10 protein-coding genes and 1 pseudogene are annotated in these 16,385 nt (G+C 73.8%); 6 read left to right on the top strand and 5 right to left on the bottom strand.

What is annotated here, in order from left to right; genetic code table 11:
- Positions 1 to 80: 80 nt before the first annotated feature.
- Complete coding sequence (metG, locus tag OG389_RS30730; protein WP_328301713.1) at positions 81 to 1,796, bottom strand: methionine--tRNA ligase; 1,716 nt, start codon at positions 1,794 to 1,796, stop codon at positions 81 to 83.
- A 277-nt stretch (positions 1,797 to 2,073) separates the two neighbouring features.
- Entirely contained in the window at positions 2,074 to 4,206 is a 2,133-nt protein-coding gene (locus tag OG389_RS30725; protein WP_328301711.1) for a hypothetical protein, read from the bottom strand.
- Positions 4,207 to 4,517: 311 nt separating this feature from the next.
- Here OG389_RS30725 and OG389_RS30720 point away from each other — a divergent pair, with 311 nt between their 5' ends.
- Together OG389_RS30720 and OG389_RS36885 are read left to right on the top strand one after the other, a co-directional pair.
- A complete protein-coding gene (locus OG389_RS30720; RefSeq protein ID WP_328301709.1) occupies positions 4,518 to 5,045 on the top strand; it encodes a sigma-70 family RNA polymerase sigma factor in 528 nt (175 codons plus the stop codon).
- Between the two features lie 836 nt (positions 5,046 to 5,881).
- Positions 5,882 to 6,601: pseudogene (locus OG389_RS36885) on the top strand (IclR family transcriptional regulator domain-containing protein); the annotation flags it as partial.
- A 415-nt stretch (positions 6,602 to 7,016) separates the two neighbouring features.
- Here the strand turns inward: OG389_RS36885 and OG389_RS30710 are convergent.
- Positions 7,017 to 8,579 carry a serine/threonine-protein kinase gene (locus tag OG389_RS30710; protein WP_328304227.1) on the bottom strand — a complete coding sequence of 521 codons (1,563 nt, stop codon included), beginning with the start codon at positions 8,577 to 8,579 and terminating at the stop codon, positions 7,017 to 7,019.
- 225 nt (positions 8,580 to 8,804) lie between these two features.
- On the opposite strand from OG389_RS30710, the gene OG389_RS30705 reads away from it, so the two are divergent.
- The 4 genes from OG389_RS30705 (at position 8,805) to OG389_RS30690 (ending at position 15,578) form a co-directional block, all read left to right on the top strand.
- Positions 8,805 to 12,047, top strand: coding sequence for an NACHT domain-containing protein (locus OG389_RS30705; protein WP_328301706.1), 3,243 nt, complete (start codon positions 8,805 to 8,807; stop codon positions 12,045 to 12,047).
- Positions 12,048 to 12,132: 85 nt separating this feature from the next.
- The gene (locus OG389_RS30700; protein ID WP_443059476.1) at positions 12,133 to 12,690 is read left to right on the top strand and encodes a TetR/AcrR family transcriptional regulator; all 558 of its coding nucleotides are present in this window, start codon (positions 12,133 to 12,135) and stop codon (positions 12,688 to 12,690) included.
- Between the two features lie 408 nt (positions 12,691 to 13,098).
- Complete coding sequence (locus tag OG389_RS30695; RefSeq protein ID WP_328301704.1) at positions 13,099 to 13,842, top strand: urease subunit gamma; 744 nt, start codon at positions 13,099 to 13,101, stop codon at positions 13,840 to 13,842.
- On the top strand, positions 13,839 to 15,578 hold the full coding sequence (locus OG389_RS30690) for an urease subunit alpha (protein ID WP_328301703.1): 1,740 nt from the start codon (positions 13,839 to 13,841) through the stop codon (positions 15,576 to 15,578). The genes OG389_RS30695 and OG389_RS30690 overlap by 4 nt, the downstream gene beginning before the upstream one ends.
- On the opposite strand, the gene OG389_RS30685 is transcribed toward OG389_RS30690, so the two are convergent.
- A complete protein-coding gene (locus OG389_RS30685) occupies positions 15,575 to 15,751 on the bottom strand; it encodes a hypothetical protein (RefSeq protein ID WP_328301702.1) in 177 nt (58 codons plus the stop codon). The genes OG389_RS30690 and OG389_RS30685 overlap by 4 nt on opposite strands.
- Positions 15,748 to 16,356 carry a TetR/AcrR family transcriptional regulator gene (locus tag OG389_RS30680; RefSeq protein ID WP_328301701.1) on the bottom strand — a complete coding sequence of 203 codons (609 nt, stop codon included), beginning with the start codon at positions 16,354 to 16,356 and terminating at the stop codon, positions 15,748 to 15,750. Before OG389_RS30680 ends, OG389_RS30685 begins: the two co-directional genes overlap by 4 nt.
- Positions 16,357 to 16,385 lie beyond the last annotated feature (29 nt).

Here is a 16,385-nt window from a genome sequence, read left to right as displayed (position 1 = left end):
CACGGGTACACGCGCGGACACGCCACAGGGGCGCGAACCCAACGGGTCGCGCCCCTGTGTCAGTCGACCGGCCGGAAGGCTCAGGCCTCCGGGTTGCCGCCGAACCGCTCGCGGTACGACTCCAGGTCCTCTTCGGTGATCTTCGCGAAGAGCACCGGCGGCACGGTGAACGGCGTTCCCGCCGGCACCGCGTCGAGGGACGCGGCCTGCTCCGGGGTGATCCACGTCGCCGTGTCGTCGGCGAGCGTGAACGCGGAGCGCATGGCGCGCGCCGAGGCCGGGATGAACGGCTCGGAGACCACCGAGTAGAGGTGGATGAGGTTCATCGCGGTGCGCAGCGTGAGCGCGGCGCCCTCGGGGTCGGTCTTGATCTCCAGCCAGGGGGCCTTCTCCTCCAGGTAGGAGTTTCCGGCCGACCACAGGGCGCGCAGCGCGGCGGCCGCCTTGCGGTACTGCAGGGTGTCCATGTGGCCCTCGTACTCGGCCAGCAGCTCGGCGATCTGCGCGCCGAGCTTGGCCTCGGCCTCGCCGGCGGCGTTGCCCGCCGGGACGTCGTCGCCGAAGCGCTTGCGCGAGAAGGAGAGCACGCGGTTGACGAAGTTGCCCAGGGTGTCGGCGAGGTCCTTGTTCACCGTGGAGGTGAAGTGCTCCCACGTGAAGGAGGAGTCGTCGGACTCGGGCGCGTTGGCGATGAGGAAGTAGCGCCAGTAGTCGGCCGGCAGGATGTCGAGGGCCTGGTCGGTGAAGACGCCGCGCTTCTGCGAGGTGGAGAACTTGCCGCCGTAGTACGTCAGCCAGTTGAAGGCCTTGACGTAGTCGACCTTCTTCCAGGGCTCGCGGGTGCCGAGCTCGGTGGCCGGGAACATCACCGTGTGGAACGGGACGTTGTCCTTGGCCATGAACTGGGTGTAGCGGACGTCCTCGGCCTCGTACCACCAGGCCTGGTAGTCGCGGTTCGCCGGGTCGGCGTCCGACCACTCCTTGGTCGCGGCGATGTACTCGATCGGGGCGTCGAACCAGACGTAGAACACCTTGCCGTCGGCGGCCAGCTCGGGCCACGTGTCGGCCGGGACCGGGACGCCCCACTCCAGGTCACGCGTGATGGCGCGGTCGTGCAGGCCCTCGGTCAGCCACTTGCGGGCGATGGAGGACGCCAGTTGCGGCCACTCCTCCTCGTGCTCGGCGACCCAGGCCTCGACCTCGTGCTGCAGCGCGGACTGGAGGAGGAAGAGGTGCTTGGTCTCGCGGACCTCCAGCTCGGTGGAGCCGGAGATGGCCGAGCGGGGCTCGATCAGGTCCGTGGGGTCCAGGACGCGGGTGCAGTTCTCGCACTGGTCGCCGCGGGCCTTGTCGTAACCGCAGTGCGGGCAGGTGCCCTCGACGTAGCGGTCCGGCAGGAAGCGGCCGTCGACCGGCGAGTACACCTGCCGGATCGCGCGCTCCTCGATGAAGCCGTTCTCCTGGAGCTTGCGCGCGAAGTGCTGGGTGATCTCGGCGTTCTGCGCGGACGAGCTGCGGCCGAAGTAGTCGAAGGACAGCTCGAAGCCGTCGTAGACCGCCTTCTGGGCGTCGTGGGCCTGCGCGCAGAACTCGGCGACCGAGATGCCTGCCTCCTTCGCGGCGAGCTCGGCGGGGGTGCCGTGCTCGTCGGTGGCGCAGATGTAGAGGACGTCGTGGCCGCGCTGGCGGAGGTACCGGGAGTACACATCCGCCGGAAGCATCGACCCGACCATGTTGCCCAGGTGCTTGATCCCGTTGATGTAGGGAAGCGCGCTGGTGATCAGGTGTCGAGCCATCCTCGGATGCTCCATTTCATATATGCCGGTACAACGTGACGTGCGGTTCATCGTATCGAACCGCCGAAACGCCACGCCCCGCATTTCTTCGGGTGGACGTGAGTGGACGTGAGTGGGTGCGACGCGAAAACAGTGGGTGCAACGCAAAAGCGAGGGCTGTGACCACTCCGTCACGGCCCTCGCGCTGCGGCCATGGTACAGCGGGGGAAGCGGCCACCGGACCGCCGTCCACCGCGCCTCCACCCCGTCGGCGACGACCCCTCGCCACCGCCGGCGGTCAGTCGCGGCCGCCCGCGCCGCCGTCCAGCGCGGTGATCCGGGCGCCGCTCGCCAGCCGGCCCGTCAGGGTGGGCGCCGGGCCCTGCGGTCCGGCGACGGGGACGGCCAGGGTCCGCCCGGCCGCCTCGGCGCGGACGGCGCCGTCCGCCGTGATGCCGGTGACCTCGCGGCTGCCCGCCGCCAGCAGGTACCAGCGGCCGGCCGGCGAACGCCACCGGGTGCCCGCGAGCACGTGCTGCCCGAAGCGCCCGCACGCGGCGGTCGACCGGGACCGTGCGACGTCCTGCGGGGGCCCGGCGGGCGGACGCAGCTGGACCATGACGTCGCCCGGGCCCGACCAGCCGGAGGCCCGGGTGCAGGTCCAGACGGCCCGGCCCGCGCCGTCGGGGAGTTCGGAGTCGGCGAAGTCCCAGATGTTGACCGCCCGTACCCCGCCGTCGCGGTACTCCCGCAGCCGGCAGGCCGCCGGCGCCCACGCGGCCCGTGCGGCCGGACCGGTGGCCTCGCGCGGCTGGCGCGCGGCGACCGCGGCCGGACCGTCGGGCAGCGGCGTGTAGGTGAGGTGTACGGGGGCCAGCGCGCCGAGGTCGGCGAGGACGAAGGCGTGCTTCTCCACGATGCGGGCGGAGGAGGTCAGTTCCAGTACGGGCCGGGCCCCGCACGCTCCACCGGAGCCGTCGCCGGCGGGTACCGCGGTCTCCCCCGTGACCCCGTCGACGGAGACGGCCAGGGGCCGGGCCGTGTCCTGCGCCCGGAGCAGGTCGCGGGTGGCGGCCTTCGCGATCCACGGCGCGAGCAGGTACCGGGCCCGACCCCCGGCTCCGGCCTCACCACCGGCTCCGGCCGACCGGGTCAGCGTCAGCGCGGCCGCGGTGGTCACGTTCGCCTCGTCGGTACGGGCGAACGCGAGCTCCCGCCCGCGCGGCCGGTCGGCGGCTTCGCCGTAGCGCACCACCCGGTCCCCGTCGCTCAGCACCACCACCGCCCGGCCCGCGACGTCCCCCGCGTACAGGAGCTGCGGAGCGCGCAGGGGCCCGTCGGTCGCGGTCCCCGGCGCCGCCGTGACCGCCACCTCGCGGGGTCGCGCCGCCCAGGCCGCGAGGGCGCGGGCGAGCAGCCCCCGGTCGGCGGTACGGGCGCCGCGCGCGGGCCAGGCGGTGAAGTCGACGCGGGCGGTGTCGGCCCAGGCCCCGGCGGGAACGCGGACGAGCCGGTCGGGGTCCAACACGCCGGCGGCGGCGGGTCCGGCGAACGGCGAGGCCTCGGGGCGCGGCGCCGAACCGTCGGCCGCGAGGACCCCGGCGGCCAGGGCCAGCGCGATCGCGGCGGTCCAGCCCGCGCGGGTCCGGCGGCGCCGACGCAGCAGGTCGGTGGGGCGGACGCTGACCACGGTGGCGTCGAACCCGGTTCCGCGCACGGCATGCAGGAGCGTTTCCCCGCCCGGCTCCCCGCCGGTGACCCCTCCGGACGGCGACACCCCGGGTGCGGGTCCCGGACGTGCGCCGGTCCCGGGGCGCGAGACCCCGGGCGTCGCCGGAACCGCCGCGGCCGCGGGACCCGCGCCCGTCGCCGGCCCGCCCTGTTCCGGGACTCCGCCCGTCCCGTGGATCCGCGCGGCCAGCGCCACCGCGTCCCCGGGATCCGCCACCCCGGCCGCGGCGAGCAGCCGGGCCACCGCCTCCTCGGGGAGTCCGTCGATGCCGTGCAGGACGTACGCGGCCCGGACCGGCCCCGGCGCCCCGCCCAGCGACCGGGCGAGCTCGTCGATCCCGCCCGCCGGCGGCCACAGCCGCAGCCCCCACACGAAGGGCGGCGCCGGCGGCCATCCGAGCCCGGCCGCGGCGGTGCGGGCCCGGCCGGACGGAGCGAGGCTCGCGCGCAGGACCCGTACGCGCACCTCGGTGAGCGGAGCGCCCGGACCGTCGGGACCGGCCGGGGCCTGGGTGCTGCCGCGCCCCCCGCGCGGGAGCGCACGCTGGACCGCCCTGTGCGCGAGGAGTACCCGGGTATGGCGGCCCAGGGTGATCGGGAGCGTCACGTAGGCGAGCCGCACCAGCCGGGGGTACTGCTCGACGAGGACGGCCTCGGCATGCTCCACGGCGGTGGAGCCGAATCGCTGTGTTGTGCCCACGCTCCGACAAACGAGTGAATCTTGGGATGGTCACACGCCGTACGCCCCGGCGGAGCCCGGAACGGAGCGCACAGGAGGGGGGCATATGCGTTTGCGCTGGTTGGGCGTGTGTGTGGTCGACATCGATCAGCACGCGGTCATCACTGAACGTAATTCCTCCAGGTTTCGTCTCTGCGCCCTCCGGATGCGCCCGCGCTGATTTCCTTGCCGCGCACACGGGATGGGGTGGAGCGGTGAGCGATGGCAGCGGACCGGAGGAGTCCGGTGGCGGGGCCGTGGGTCTGCCGAGCCGGCGACGGCGGCCGACTCCCATGACCCAGTGGGATTCGACGGCACGCCTGTCGTACTGGGCCTTCCACGCCGACCGGCGTCCGGCCTACATGCGGTTCGCGTACCTGCAGCTGGGCTCCGACGCCGCGGCCGAGGAGGCGGTCGACGCCGCCTTCGACTCGATCATGGGCGAATGGCTGCGGATGCTGCACATGGACCGCCTCGACGCCTACGCGTGGACCGTCCTCAAACAGCGCCTGATCGACCGCCAGTTCCGCCGCAGTCCCTGGCCGGAGCCGATGGACACCAGTGCCTTCGAGGCAGCGCTCAAGGAGGTGCATGCGGACGCCGACCAGTACGAGGTGCTCACCGACACCATCCGTTTCTACTCCGCCGTCGCCCGACTCGCCGAACGCCAGCGCGACACCGTGCTGCTGCGGTACGGGCTCCAGTGCACCCCCGGCGAAGCCGCCGCGATCATGGGTGTCGACGAAGCGACGGTCCGCTCGCAGCTCGGCCAGGCCCAGCGGCGGCTCGCCCGGCTCCTCGACACGTCCGCCGAATCATGAGCCGGAACACGAGCCGCGGCACCCGGCGCGAGGACGGCGGACTCCCGCGCTCCCTGGAGCAGTTCCTGGCCCGGGCGAGCGTGCGCGACCGCTATCCGCACTACGACCTGGGCGCGGCGGAGGCCCGGCTGCTGCGGGGCGCCGGGTTCCCGGCGCTGGGTCCGAAGCCGCCGGCGAAGCCCGGTTCCGCTCCGGCGCCCAGGCGCGGCTCGGCCCACGGCCGGCGCCGCGCACTGGGCTGGAGCGATCCCGCGCGGGACCTGCCGCTGGACTCCGAGCGGGCCGGGCGTGACCTCAAGGCCGCCTGTCTGGCCTCCGTCTGCGCCACGGGGGCCGGGGAGCGACTCGACGCGTTCGAGAGCGGGGGCCACGCCGACCTGCCCGGAGCCGTCGTCTTCGGCTGCCTGCTGCACCTGGCCGGCCTGCGCGAAGGGGCCCGGTTCTGGTGGCAGTTCGCCGCCGGGTCCGGGCGCAGCCGGACCGCGCACGCCGCCTACTGCCTCTTCCTCGACCACTCCCGGCGCGGCGAGCACCACGACGCCCGGGTCTGGGCCCTGGAGCTGGGACGGCGCCGCTTCCGGCCGCACGGACACCGGGATCTGCGCGAGGTACGGCTGTGCGCGCAGGCGGCCGTCCTGCGCTACGTCGACCAGCTGTACGACCCGGACCTGGGCCCGGTGCCGCTGCCCAGACCGGGGGTGTCCCGGGCGCTCGACGCGTTCCTTCCGGCGGTGGCCCCGGCGCGGCCGCCCAGGCTGGGGGCGGGTCCGTTGCGCCACCCCGCGCTGACGGCGGCGGCCCGCGGGACCGTCGTCCAGCCCGGCGGGGGCGAGGCCCTGGCGGCGGCGCGCCGCGCCCTGGCCGTCGTACGGGTCCTGGAGCGGCGGCCGCTCGGCGTACGGGCCGGCCGGCTCGGGCGGGAGGCCGGTCTGGCCGAGGCGGAGCTCGGACCGGTGCTGTCGATGCTCTGCGAGGAGGGGTACGCGTACCGGTCCGGCGTCGGGGTGTACGCCCCCGGGCCGGCCCTCGACCGGCTCGCCGCCCCGGGCGGCCGGGGCCTCGCGGACCAGCTGCAGCGCACCCTGGCCCTGGCCCGGGACAGCGCGGGCGCGGCCGTGTACCTGAGCCGGTACGCGGAGGGGGAGGTCCGGATCACCCAGATGGCGGACGGCCCCGGGGCCCCGCCCGTGCGGGAGTGGGTGGACTTCCGGGACGCCGCGCACGCGAGCGCGGTGGGCAAATGCCTGCTGAGCCAGCTCGACCACGACGGCCGTGCCGACCACGTGGCCCGGCACCGGCCCGCCCGGCTCACCGAGCGGACCATCACCGACAGCCGGGCCCTGTTCACGGCCCTGGACGCGGTGGTTCCCGGGGCGCCCGTCTTCGACCTTCGCGAATACGCCCCCGGTGTGGTGTGCGCGGCGGTACCCCTCACGATCGGGGACGCGGCCGGCAGCCTCGCGCTGTCGCTTCCGGGCGGGCACGCGCACCGGCTGGAGCGGGCCACCGGGGCGCTGCGGCGCAAGGCGGTCCCGGTGCTGCTGGCGCTGCTGCTCGCCGGGGCGATCCCGCCGGACGCCACGGACTCCCCGGACTCCCTGGACCGTGCGGACCCCGGGGAGTCCGTGGACCCCGGGCCCGCGCCGGACGGCTCGGACGGCCTCGGGGCCCCGGAGGTCCCGGGTGCGCTGCCGGGTCCGGTGCCGGTCACCACGGAGACCCTGCGCCACCTGCGCAGTCTCTTCCGGACGCCGCTGACGCGGGGCACGGGCGGGTCCGGGGTCGGAGCCGAAGCCGGGACGGGGGGGCCGCATCTGGTCAGCGACAGCGCCTCGGGGGCGGCGTACCTCTTCGACGCCCCGCAGGGCGGCGGTGCGTCGGGGCTGGCGCTGCCGCGGACGTTCGCCCCGCTGGTGCCGGGCAGTCTGCGCACGGCCGACGGGCTGGTGGTGCTGCGGACCTGACGGTGAGTCAGGGACTCACGGACCCCGGAGTACCGGGGACGAAAGTGGCCACGGCCGTGTCGAAGTGGCGCCGGGCCTCGGCGAGTTTACCGACGGGCGCGGAGACCCAGATGTCGTACATCCGGCCGTTCTCGTCCCAGCACAGGTCGTAACTGTGCCGGGCGCCCTCGGACGCCGAGAAGCCGTCCCAGGTGAACTCCCACAGGGCGGCCCGGAGTTCGTGGTGTGTCGTCGACACGACCGAGCCCGTGTGGTAGCCGGGGTTGGTGGCCGGGCCGTTCGCGTGGGCCTGCCGCATCACGCCGAGCGGGCCGCCGGGCACCGGCATCTTCACCCGGATCCCGATGCGGAAGGCACCGTCCGGGGAGATGTAGAAGACCCGCTGGTCGTCGGTGGCCCGCTGGTAGTCCGCGGGTACGGCGATGCCGAAGCCCTGCGGATCGGCGAAGGTCCGGTACCCCGGGGGCAGTTCCCCCGGCGTCACGCCCGCCGGGGTCGGAGTCGGGCTCGGGTTCGGGCTCGGGGTCAGGGGTGCGGGGGTTCCCGAGCCGCCGGCCACGGGAGCGCTCCGTGACGTCCGGCCCTGTTCCTGCTCCTCCTCCCCGCCTCCGAGCAGCGAGGTGCCGGCCACCGTTGCGGCCGCCACCAGGACGGCGCAGGCCCCGATCAGCCCGAGCCGCAGGCCCGGCCGGGTGGCGACGAGCTGTCTGGCCGTCGGGCGCGGAGCCACGGCTGGTGCCGTCAACCCCTCGGAGTCCACGGCCGGTCGGGGTGCGGCACCGGGTCCCGGTACCGGTGCCGGCATCCGGTCGGCGGGCCCGGTGCCGCCGCCGGCCAGGTACGCCGTCAGCAGCCGGTCCGCCTCGGCCCCCGTCATCCTGCGCTCCGGGTCGCGTTCCAGCAGGCCCCGGATGACCGGCAGCAGCGGGCCGGCCTGCGCGGGCGGGCGGATCTCGGCGGACACGACGGCGTGCAGGATGCCGCCCAACGAATCGCGCCGGAAGGGCGACTCGCCGGTCAGCGCGGCACACATCAGTGTGCCCAACGACCACAGGTCGGCGGCCGGACCGGCCTCGGCGCCCTGCATCCGTTCGGGGGCGGTGTACTCGGGCGAACCGACGAACGCGCCCGTCTGGCTGATGGTGGTGGCACCGGCGAGCCGGGCGATCCCGAAGTCGGTGAGCACCACCCGCCCGGTCCCCGCCTCCATGAGGACGTTGGCCGGTTTGACGTCCCGGTGGAGCACTCCCCTGCTGTGCGCGGCGGTCAGGGCGCCGAGCAGTGCGAGCCCGGTCCTGGCCGCCTCGGCCGGGGTGAGGGTCTTCCCGCTGGAGATCAGTTCGGCGAGCGAAGCGCCGTCGACCAGTTCCATGACGATGCAGGGGCGCCCGTCGTGTTCGACCACGTCGTGGACGACGACGACATGGGGATGGCGTACGTGTGCCACGGCACGCGCCTCGCGCAGGGCCCCGGCGGCCGCTCCGGCCCCGTCGCCCTCACCCAGGTGGAGTTCCTTGACGGCGACCGGCCGGCCGAGGAGTTCGTCGGTGGCCCGCCAGACGGTCCCCATCCCGCCCCGGCCCAGCCGCTGTTCCAGGCGGTACCGCCCGGCCACCACGACACTGCCGCGCACCTCGTCCACCTCGTCCTGTGCCACCGAGCTCCCCCTCACCTGGTCCCGGGCCCATGATGCCGCAGCCCGCCCGCCCCCGGTTCCCCGCGCCCGCACCCTGTCGGCGCGCTCCGGCGCACTAGAATCGTGGCGGCAGCGGTCACAGCTCTACGGGGGGCACACGTGGAACCCACAGCCATCGGGCTCCGGCTGGCTTCGGCCGTGGTCGGCCCGCTCGTCAGGAAGTTCTTCGTCACCGAGTCCCCCGGGGCGGGCCTGGTCGACAAGCCGGTCCGGCTCTCCGGGTACGTCTCGTTCAAGGGCGAGAAGCGCACCCTCACCGAGTCCGACGTGCGCGACCTGGCCGCCACCCTGGTCCAGCAGGCGCAGCGTACGGGCGAACGCCGCGTACCGGCGGACGAGCAGGAGGCGGTCACCGACGCCCTCGCCACGACGCTGCACGCCCTCGGCGACCTCACGATCACCGATGTCGACGCCGTCCGCCTCGGCCCGGAGGCCTTCGCCCGCGAGCTGCGCCGCGCGGGGAACCACCCGGAGCGGCATCTCTCCGCAGACGCCGCGTACTTCTACGAGGCCCTGCTGGGCCTCGCCACCCTGCACATCCTGGAGTTCTTCACCCAGCGCAAGACCTTCACGGCGCACGCACTGGTCGGGCAGACCCGCGCGGTCGGCGAACTGACGGCGAAGACGGACGAGTTGATCCGGCGCAGCCCGCTGCCCGACGCGGTGGACGCCGCGTTCGAGGCGGAGTACCTGCCCTACGTGGCGAAGAAGCACGCCAAGCTCACCATCTACGGGATCGACCTGAGCAGTTCGCCGGCGCGGTGGCCACTGGACGTGGCGTACCTGAGTCTCGAGGCGGTGGCGCCGGGCGGAAGCCCGGAAGCGGAATCGGAAGCGGTGTCCGGTCTGAAGGCCGCCGGTCTGCCGTGGCAGTCCCTCTCCGTGCGGGACAGGGCGCACCGCCCGGCCGAGCCCCGGCCCGCGGACCGGGCACTGGCCCGCACCCCCCGGGTCCTGCTGCGGGGCGAGGCCGGTTCGGGCAAGACCACGCTCGCCCAGTGGCTGGCCGTCACCGCGGCGCAGCAGGACCGCCGGGACCGGCCCGCGTACCTCCGCGACCGGATCCCCTTCGTGCTCCCCCTGCGCACGCTCACCCGGCACGGCGAACGGCTGCCGGCCCCCAAGGACTTCCTCACCGCGACCGGCTGCCCCCTGGCGGGCGCCCAGCCCGCCGGTTGGGAGCACCGGGTCCTCGCCGCCGGGCGGGGGCTGGTCCTGGTCGACGGCATCGACGAGGTTCCGGAGGCCGAGCGGGAACGGACCCGTCACTGGCTGCGGGACCTGATCGGGACGTACGACGGCGACAACCGCTGGCTGGTCACCTCCCGCCCGTCCGCCGTGGGCCAGGACTGGCTCGCCGAGGACGGGTTCAGCGAGCTGGCGCTGTCCGCCATGGGGCCCGCCGACACCGCCACCTTCATCAGGCGCTGGCACGCGGCGGCCCGCGGCGATTGCGGCGACGCCACCGAACTCGACGGCTACGAGGCGCAGCTGCTCACCGCCGTCCGCACCGAGGGGGACCTCGGCAGGCTGGCCACCAATCCGCTGATGTGCGGCTTGATCTGCGCGCTCCACCGCGACCGGCGGGGCTATCTCCCGCACGGCCGCAAGGACTTGTACGAGGCCGCGCTGTCGATGCTGATCAGCCGCCGGGACCGGGAGCGGGACATGAAGGTCCCCGATCTGCGGGAGGAGCCGCAGCTCGACCTGCTCCAGCGGCTCGCCTACTGGCTGATCAAGAACGGCCGTACGGAGATGGACCGTTCGCAGGCTGAGGACATCATCGGCCGGGCCCTGCCCGCCGTTCCCGAGGCGGCTGCCCTGGGTGACGCGCCGACCGTGTTCGAGCACTTCCTCCAGCGCAGCGGGCTCCTGCGCGAACCGGCTCCGGGGACCGTGGACTTCGTCCACCGCACCTTCCAGGACTTCCTGGGCGCGCGGGCCGCGGTGGAGGAGGGCGACTTCGGTCTGCTCGCCTCGCACGCCGACGACGACCAGTGGGAGGACGTCATCCGCATGGCGGTCGCCCTCGCCCGGCCTCGCGAGCGGGTCGCGTTCTTCGGGGACCTGCTGGCCATCGGCGACCGCGCCCGCGATCAGCGCACCGCGTTCCGCGTCTACCTGCTCGCCGCCGCCTGCCTGGAACACGCCACGACCCTGGAGCCTTCCGTCCGGGAGGCCGTGGAGGAGCGCACCCGGCACCTGATCCCGCCGCGTGGCGACATCGAGGCCCGCGCCCTGAGCGAAGTCGGCCCGCTGATCCTGGACCTCCTGCCCGGCCCCGAGGGCCTCAGCGAGATGGAGGCGTCCTGGACGGTGGTCGCGGCCTCCCGGATCACCTCCGACGCCGCCCTGCCCTTCCTGGCCCGGTACGCCGGGCACCCCTCCCTGCCCGTGCGGCGCCAGCTCGTGTGGGCCTGGTCGCGCTACGACACCACCCGGTACGCGGAGGAGGTGATCGCGCGGCTGGACCCGGACGGACTCAACTACACCGTCACCTCCGACGAGCAGCTGCACGAGCTGGAACGCCTGACTGTGCGTGCGGATTCGCTGGACGTCAGGGCCGCCGTGTCCGTGGAAGCCCTCGGCTCCTACCTCTCCCGGCACACCCTGACGGGGCTGCGGCTCATGGAACACCCGGTCAGGGATCTGGGATCCCTCGCCGGACACCCGGACCTGGGCATGTTCACGGCCGCCGACTGCCCCCACCTCGTCGATCTGTCCCCTCTCGCCGGGCTCCCGCTCCGGGATCTGCACATCGAGACCATGACGGCCCTTGACCTGCGCCCGCTGGAGAGCCTGACGGAGCTCACCCACGTGCGGATCAGAAGCTCCGCCCCCCTCGGCTGGTCCCTGGACCACCTGCATCCGCGGGCGCCCCTGCGGCAGCTGCACGTGGCGGGTGAGGCCCTTGCCGAGCGCGGGCTCACGGGACTCCACCGCTTCACCGGGCTCAGGTCCCTCAATGTCCCGGGTCCGCCGTCCGCCGCAGACTGGCGGGAGATCTCCGGCCTCCCCTCACTCGAGTCCCTCGCTCTGGACGCGCTCTCGTTCACGACCCTTCCCGCCGGCACCGTCCTGCCGCATGTCGCCGATCTGCACCTGCGGGACCACGTCGGCGTGCACGTCACGCAGCAGGTGATCGACCGGCTGCCGCACGCCTTCCCCAACCTCCGGGTCTGCCGCTTCAGGGGGAAGCTGGCCGCGGAGGGCGAGATCGACGTCTCCCCGCTGGCGGCGATGCCCGAACTGACCGGGTTCCACATCGACATGCCGTCCGACCAGCTCCGCGGCGAGGCCGCACTGCCCGACCGGCTGGTGGTCCACGCCCTGGACGACTGACCCCGCCGACCGCCCGCCGGCCCTGATCCGGTCGGCCACGCTCCGGGTAAGGTGTCGGACCGTGGCTGATCGTCGAACGGCAATCATGGAAGGCGCCGCGCGGGTCATCGCCCGGCGCGGCGTACGCGGCCTGCGCGTGGAGGAGCTCGCCTCGGAGGCGGGTGTGTCCACGGCGTTGATCTACTACCACTTCAAGGACCGTGCGGGGATCCTGCGCGCGACGCTGGAGTTCATCAACGACCGCGCGGAGCGGTACACGACGGAGCGGGATCCGGCCGAGCCGCCGCTCGACGCCCGGGGCGAGCTGGAGCAGACCCTCCTGCTGGAGTTCCAGGACGCCCCCGGGGTCCGGGAGAACAGCACGGCCTGGGGGGAGCTTCGGGCCAGCGCGGTGTTCGACCCCGACCTGCGGGAGGAACTCGCCGGCGCCACCCGCGTATGGATCCAGGAAGTGACCGAGCTGCTCAGCCGGGTCCGGCCCACGGCCGGGCACTCGGCGCTCACCGGCGCCGCCGAGCGGCTGACGGCCCTCGTGGAGGGGCTGAGCGCGCGCTGGCTCAGCGGCAGCCTGCCCCTGGCGCACGCCCGTGAGCTGATGGCGTCGGCCATCGCCGCCGAGCTGGACCGCCTCGTCCGCGCCTGAGGCCTGGCACCTCTCCTGACACCTCACATCCGACACCTCACGCCCGACACCTGACCTCAACGCCGACACCCACCGGTCACCTCAGAAGATCACTCACGCCTCATGTCTTGACTGAATTTTCAGTCAGTGGCAGAGTCTGGCCACGGCCGATCTCGGCACCCCCGTCCGATCCGGAGATCCACCGATGCGCGACTCCCCCACCGGCCGGCGAGTGCGGAGCTGCCGGGCCGGTGGGTGGACCGGGACGACGTCCGCCACGCCCGTACCTGGCTGTCCTGGCCTGACCGTCGCACGCTTCGAGCCCGTCGCCGTGTGCGCCCCGGACGCCTACACGGCCGCCACGGCCCGTTCCCGCAGCGGACCCCGGCCCCTGATCCGCCCCTTCCCTTCACAGACGAGGCCGATGCGATGCGACTGACACCGACCGAGCGGGACCGGCTACTGATCTTCACGGCGGCCGAACTGGCCCGTACCCGCCGCGCGCGCGGCGTGAGGCTCAACGTCCCCGAGGCGACCGCACTGATCACCGACACCGTGTGCGAGGCGGCGCGCGACGGCCGACGGTTGGCCGAGGCGATCGACGCCGGGCGGCACGTGCTCAGTGCCGACGACGTACTGCCCGGGGTGCCCGACGTGGTCACCTCGATCCAGGTCGAGGCCGTGTTCGACGACGGCACCCGGCTCTGCGTCATCGACGATCCCTTCCGGCAGGCGGGTTCGCTCGGGGCCGACGCTCCCGGCGCCCGGCTGCCCGGGGACGGCGAGGGCTACGGGCCCACCGAACCGACGGTCCGGCTGGCCGTGCGCAACACCTCCGGCGTGCCGGTCAGCGTCACCTCTCACTTCCACTTCTTCGAGTCGAACCCGCGCCTCGACTTCGACCGCGCCGCGGCGTACGGCATGCGGCTGTGTGTCCCGGCGGGCTCGTCCGTACGGTTCGACCCGCAGGGCGAGGGTGAGGTCGGCCTGGTCCCCATCGGCGGGGACCGCATCGCGATCGGCTTCGCGGGCCTCGTGGACGGACCGCTGGACGCGCCGGGCGCCAAGTCCCTCGCGCTGGAGCGGGCGGCGGCCTGCGGCTACCTGGGCGCCGCCGGGGACGGCGGGGCTCCGGCCGGTGCCGAGGACCGCCCGGAAGGGACGACCGCATGAGCCGGCAGACCCCCCACACCGACCACAGCGCGCACTGCGCCCCCGGCAGCCGGCACATCGACCCGCACGAGTACGCCTCCGTCTTCGGCCCCCGCGCCGGGGACCGGGTCCGCCTCGGTGACTCCGGCCTGACGGTCCGCGTCGAGTCCGATTCGCAGCAGCCCGGGGACGAGTTCCTGGCCGGGTTCGGCAAGACGGCCCGCGACGGACTGCACCTGAAGGCCGCCGCCGTCCGCGACACCTGCGACGTGGTGATCAGCAACGTGCTGGTCATCGACGCCGTCCTCGGCATCCGCAAGACCAGCATCGGTATCCGGGAGGGCCGTATCCACGCGATCGGCCGGGCCGGCAACCCCGACACCCTGGACGGGGTCGAGGTGGTCGTCGGTACCGGCACCTCGATCGTTTCCGGCGAGGGCATGATCGCCACCGCCGGCGCCGTGGACACCCACGTGCACCTGCTGTCCCCGCGGATCATGGAGGCCTCGCTCGCCGCGGGCGTCACCACGATCATCGGCCAGGAGTTCGGCCCGGTCTGGGGTGTGGGCGTCAACTCCCCGTGGGCGCTGAAACACGCCTTCAACGCCTTCGACGCCTGGCCCGTCAACATCGGCTTCCTGGCCCGCGGTTCCTCCTCGGACCCGGCCCCGCTCATCGAGGCCCTCGCCGAGGGAGGTGCCTGCGGCTTCAAGGTCCACGAGGACATGGGAGCCCACACCCGCGCCCTGGACACCGCCCTGCGCGTGGCCGAGGAACACGACGTGCAAGTCGCCCTGCACAGTGACGGGTTGAACGAGTGCCTGTCGGTCGAGGACACCCTGCGGGTCCTGGACGGCCGCACCATCCACGCCTTCCACATCGAGGGCTGCGGCGGCGGCCACGTCCCCAACGTCCTGAAGATGGCCGGAGTACCGAACGTCATCGGCTCCTCCACCAACCCCACCCTGCCCTTCGGCCGCGACGCGGTCGCCGAGCACTACGGCATGATCGTCTCCGTCCACGACCTCAAGCCGGACCTGCCCGGCGACGCGGCCATGGCCCGAGACCGCATCCGGGCCGGCACCATGGGCGCCGAGGACGTGCTGCACGACCTCGGCGCGATCGGCATCACCTCCTCCGACGCCCAGGGCATGGGCCGCGCCGGCGAGACCATCCGCCGCACCTTCGCCATGGCCGCCAAGATGAAGGGCGAGCTCGGCCCCCTGGACGGCGACGGCGAGGGCGACGACAACGCCCGCGTGCTGCGCTACATGGCCAAGCTGACCATCAACCCGGCCATCGCCCACGGCCTCGCCCACGAGATCGGCTCCATCGAAGTCGGCAAACTCGCCGACATCGTGCTGTGGCGCCCACAGTTCTTCGGCGCCAAACCACAGCTCGTCCTGAAGTCGGGCTTCCCCGCCTACGGGGTCACCGGCGACCCCAACGCCGCCACCGACACCTGCGAACCACTGGTCCTCGGACCACAGTTCGGCTCCTACGGAGCCACCCCGGCCGACATCTCCGTCGCCTTCGTCTCCGAGGCGGCCGCACAGAACGGCGATCTGATGCCCACCCGGCGCCGGCGCGTGGCCGTCCGCGGCACCCGAGGCATCGGGCCGAAGGACATGCTCCGCAACAGCCGGACCGGCAGCGTAGATGTGCACGCCGGAACGGGCCTGGTGTCGCTCGACGGGGAGCCGCTGGTCTCCGAGCCGGCCGAGTCCATCCCGCTGAGCCGCCTCTACTTCCTCTAGGGCCCGTCGTCCAGGGCCTGTCGTCGGCTTCGGATCCCGCCGGAGGCCGGCATGCCGCGCGGCCGGTGGGTCGGGCGGGCGTAGCACTGCCAGTAGCCCAGCCCGACGAGCCGGCCGCCGGTCCAGGCGGTGCGCAGGGCCGCGCCCCCGTCCCCGCGGGCCGCAGTGCTCATCTGGTCGTTCCTGCTCCGGAGCCCGGCAGGCCCTGGACGGCCAGTTCCCCGTCGATGGCGTCGGCGAGGAGCCGGCGTGCGTGCTCCAGGGGCAGCGAGCCGCTGAGCCACCGGACGCTGAGGCCTTCGAGGAGGGCCGTGAGCCGTTCCGCGGCGGCCGCGTGCTCGGGGGCCGTGCCGGTGGGCCGGGCCTGGGCGAGGAGGTAGGAGATCTCGTGGACCCAGCTGTGGGTGGCCTTGGCCACGTCCTCGCGCAGGTCGGGATCGAAGACGGCGCTGGCCCTCAGCTCGCCCCAGGCGGTGCTGTTCTCCCGTACTTCCGGGGTGTCCTGGAGTTCCAGGAGCAGGGTCCGCTTCAGTTCCTCGCGGGGGCTCTCCGGGTCGTCCGGGTCTTCTTCCCGCTCGGCCGTGTAGCGCTCGGCCCGGTCGCTGATGAACTCCAGCGTCCGGCGCAGGATGCCCGCACGGTCGGTGAAGTGGTAGTAGATCAGCGAGGTGGACACGCCCGCTTCGGCGGCCAGTTCTCCCACGCGGAGCCCGCGCACACCGCGGCGCGCGATCACTCGCGTGGCGGCCCTGAGTATTTCCGTTCGACGGTCTGACACGAAGGGTCACTCTACCCGCCGGGTTCGTC

This window comes from Streptomyces sp. NBC_00435 (assembly GCF_036014235.1).
GTDB lineage: Bacteria > Actinomycetota > Actinomycetes > Streptomycetales > Streptomycetaceae > Streptomyces.
This window is presented reverse-complemented; position numbering and strand designations above follow the sequence as displayed.

Bases quoted from the DNA above. Each gene is read 5' to 3' on its own strand.
- metG (WP_328301713.1), bottom strand. From the start codon at position 1,796: ATGGCTCGACACCTGATCACCAGCGCGCTTCCCTACATCAACGGGATC.
- OG389_RS30720 (WP_328301709.1), top strand. From the start codon at position 4,518: ATGACCCAGTGGGATTCGACGGCACGCCTGTCGTACTGGGCCTTCCAC.
- OG389_RS30710 (WP_328304227.1), bottom strand. From the start codon at position 8,579: ATGGGGACCGTCTGGCGGGCCACCGACGAACTCCTCGGCCGGCCGGTC.
- OG389_RS30700 (WP_443059476.1), top strand. From the start codon at position 12,133: ATGGAAGGCGCCGCGCGGGTCATCGCCCGGCGCGGCGTACGCGGCCTG.
- OG389_RS30695 (WP_328301704.1), top strand. From the start codon at position 13,099: ATGCGACTGACACCGACCGAGCGGGACCGGCTACTGATCTTCACGGCG.
- OG389_RS30690 (WP_328301703.1), top strand. From the start codon at position 13,839: ATGAGCCGGCAGACCCCCCACACCGACCACAGCGCGCACTGCGCCCCC.
- OG389_RS30685 (WP_328301702.1), bottom strand. From the start codon at position 15,751: ATGAGCACTGCGGCCCGCGGGGACGGGGGCGCGGCCCTGCGCACCGCC.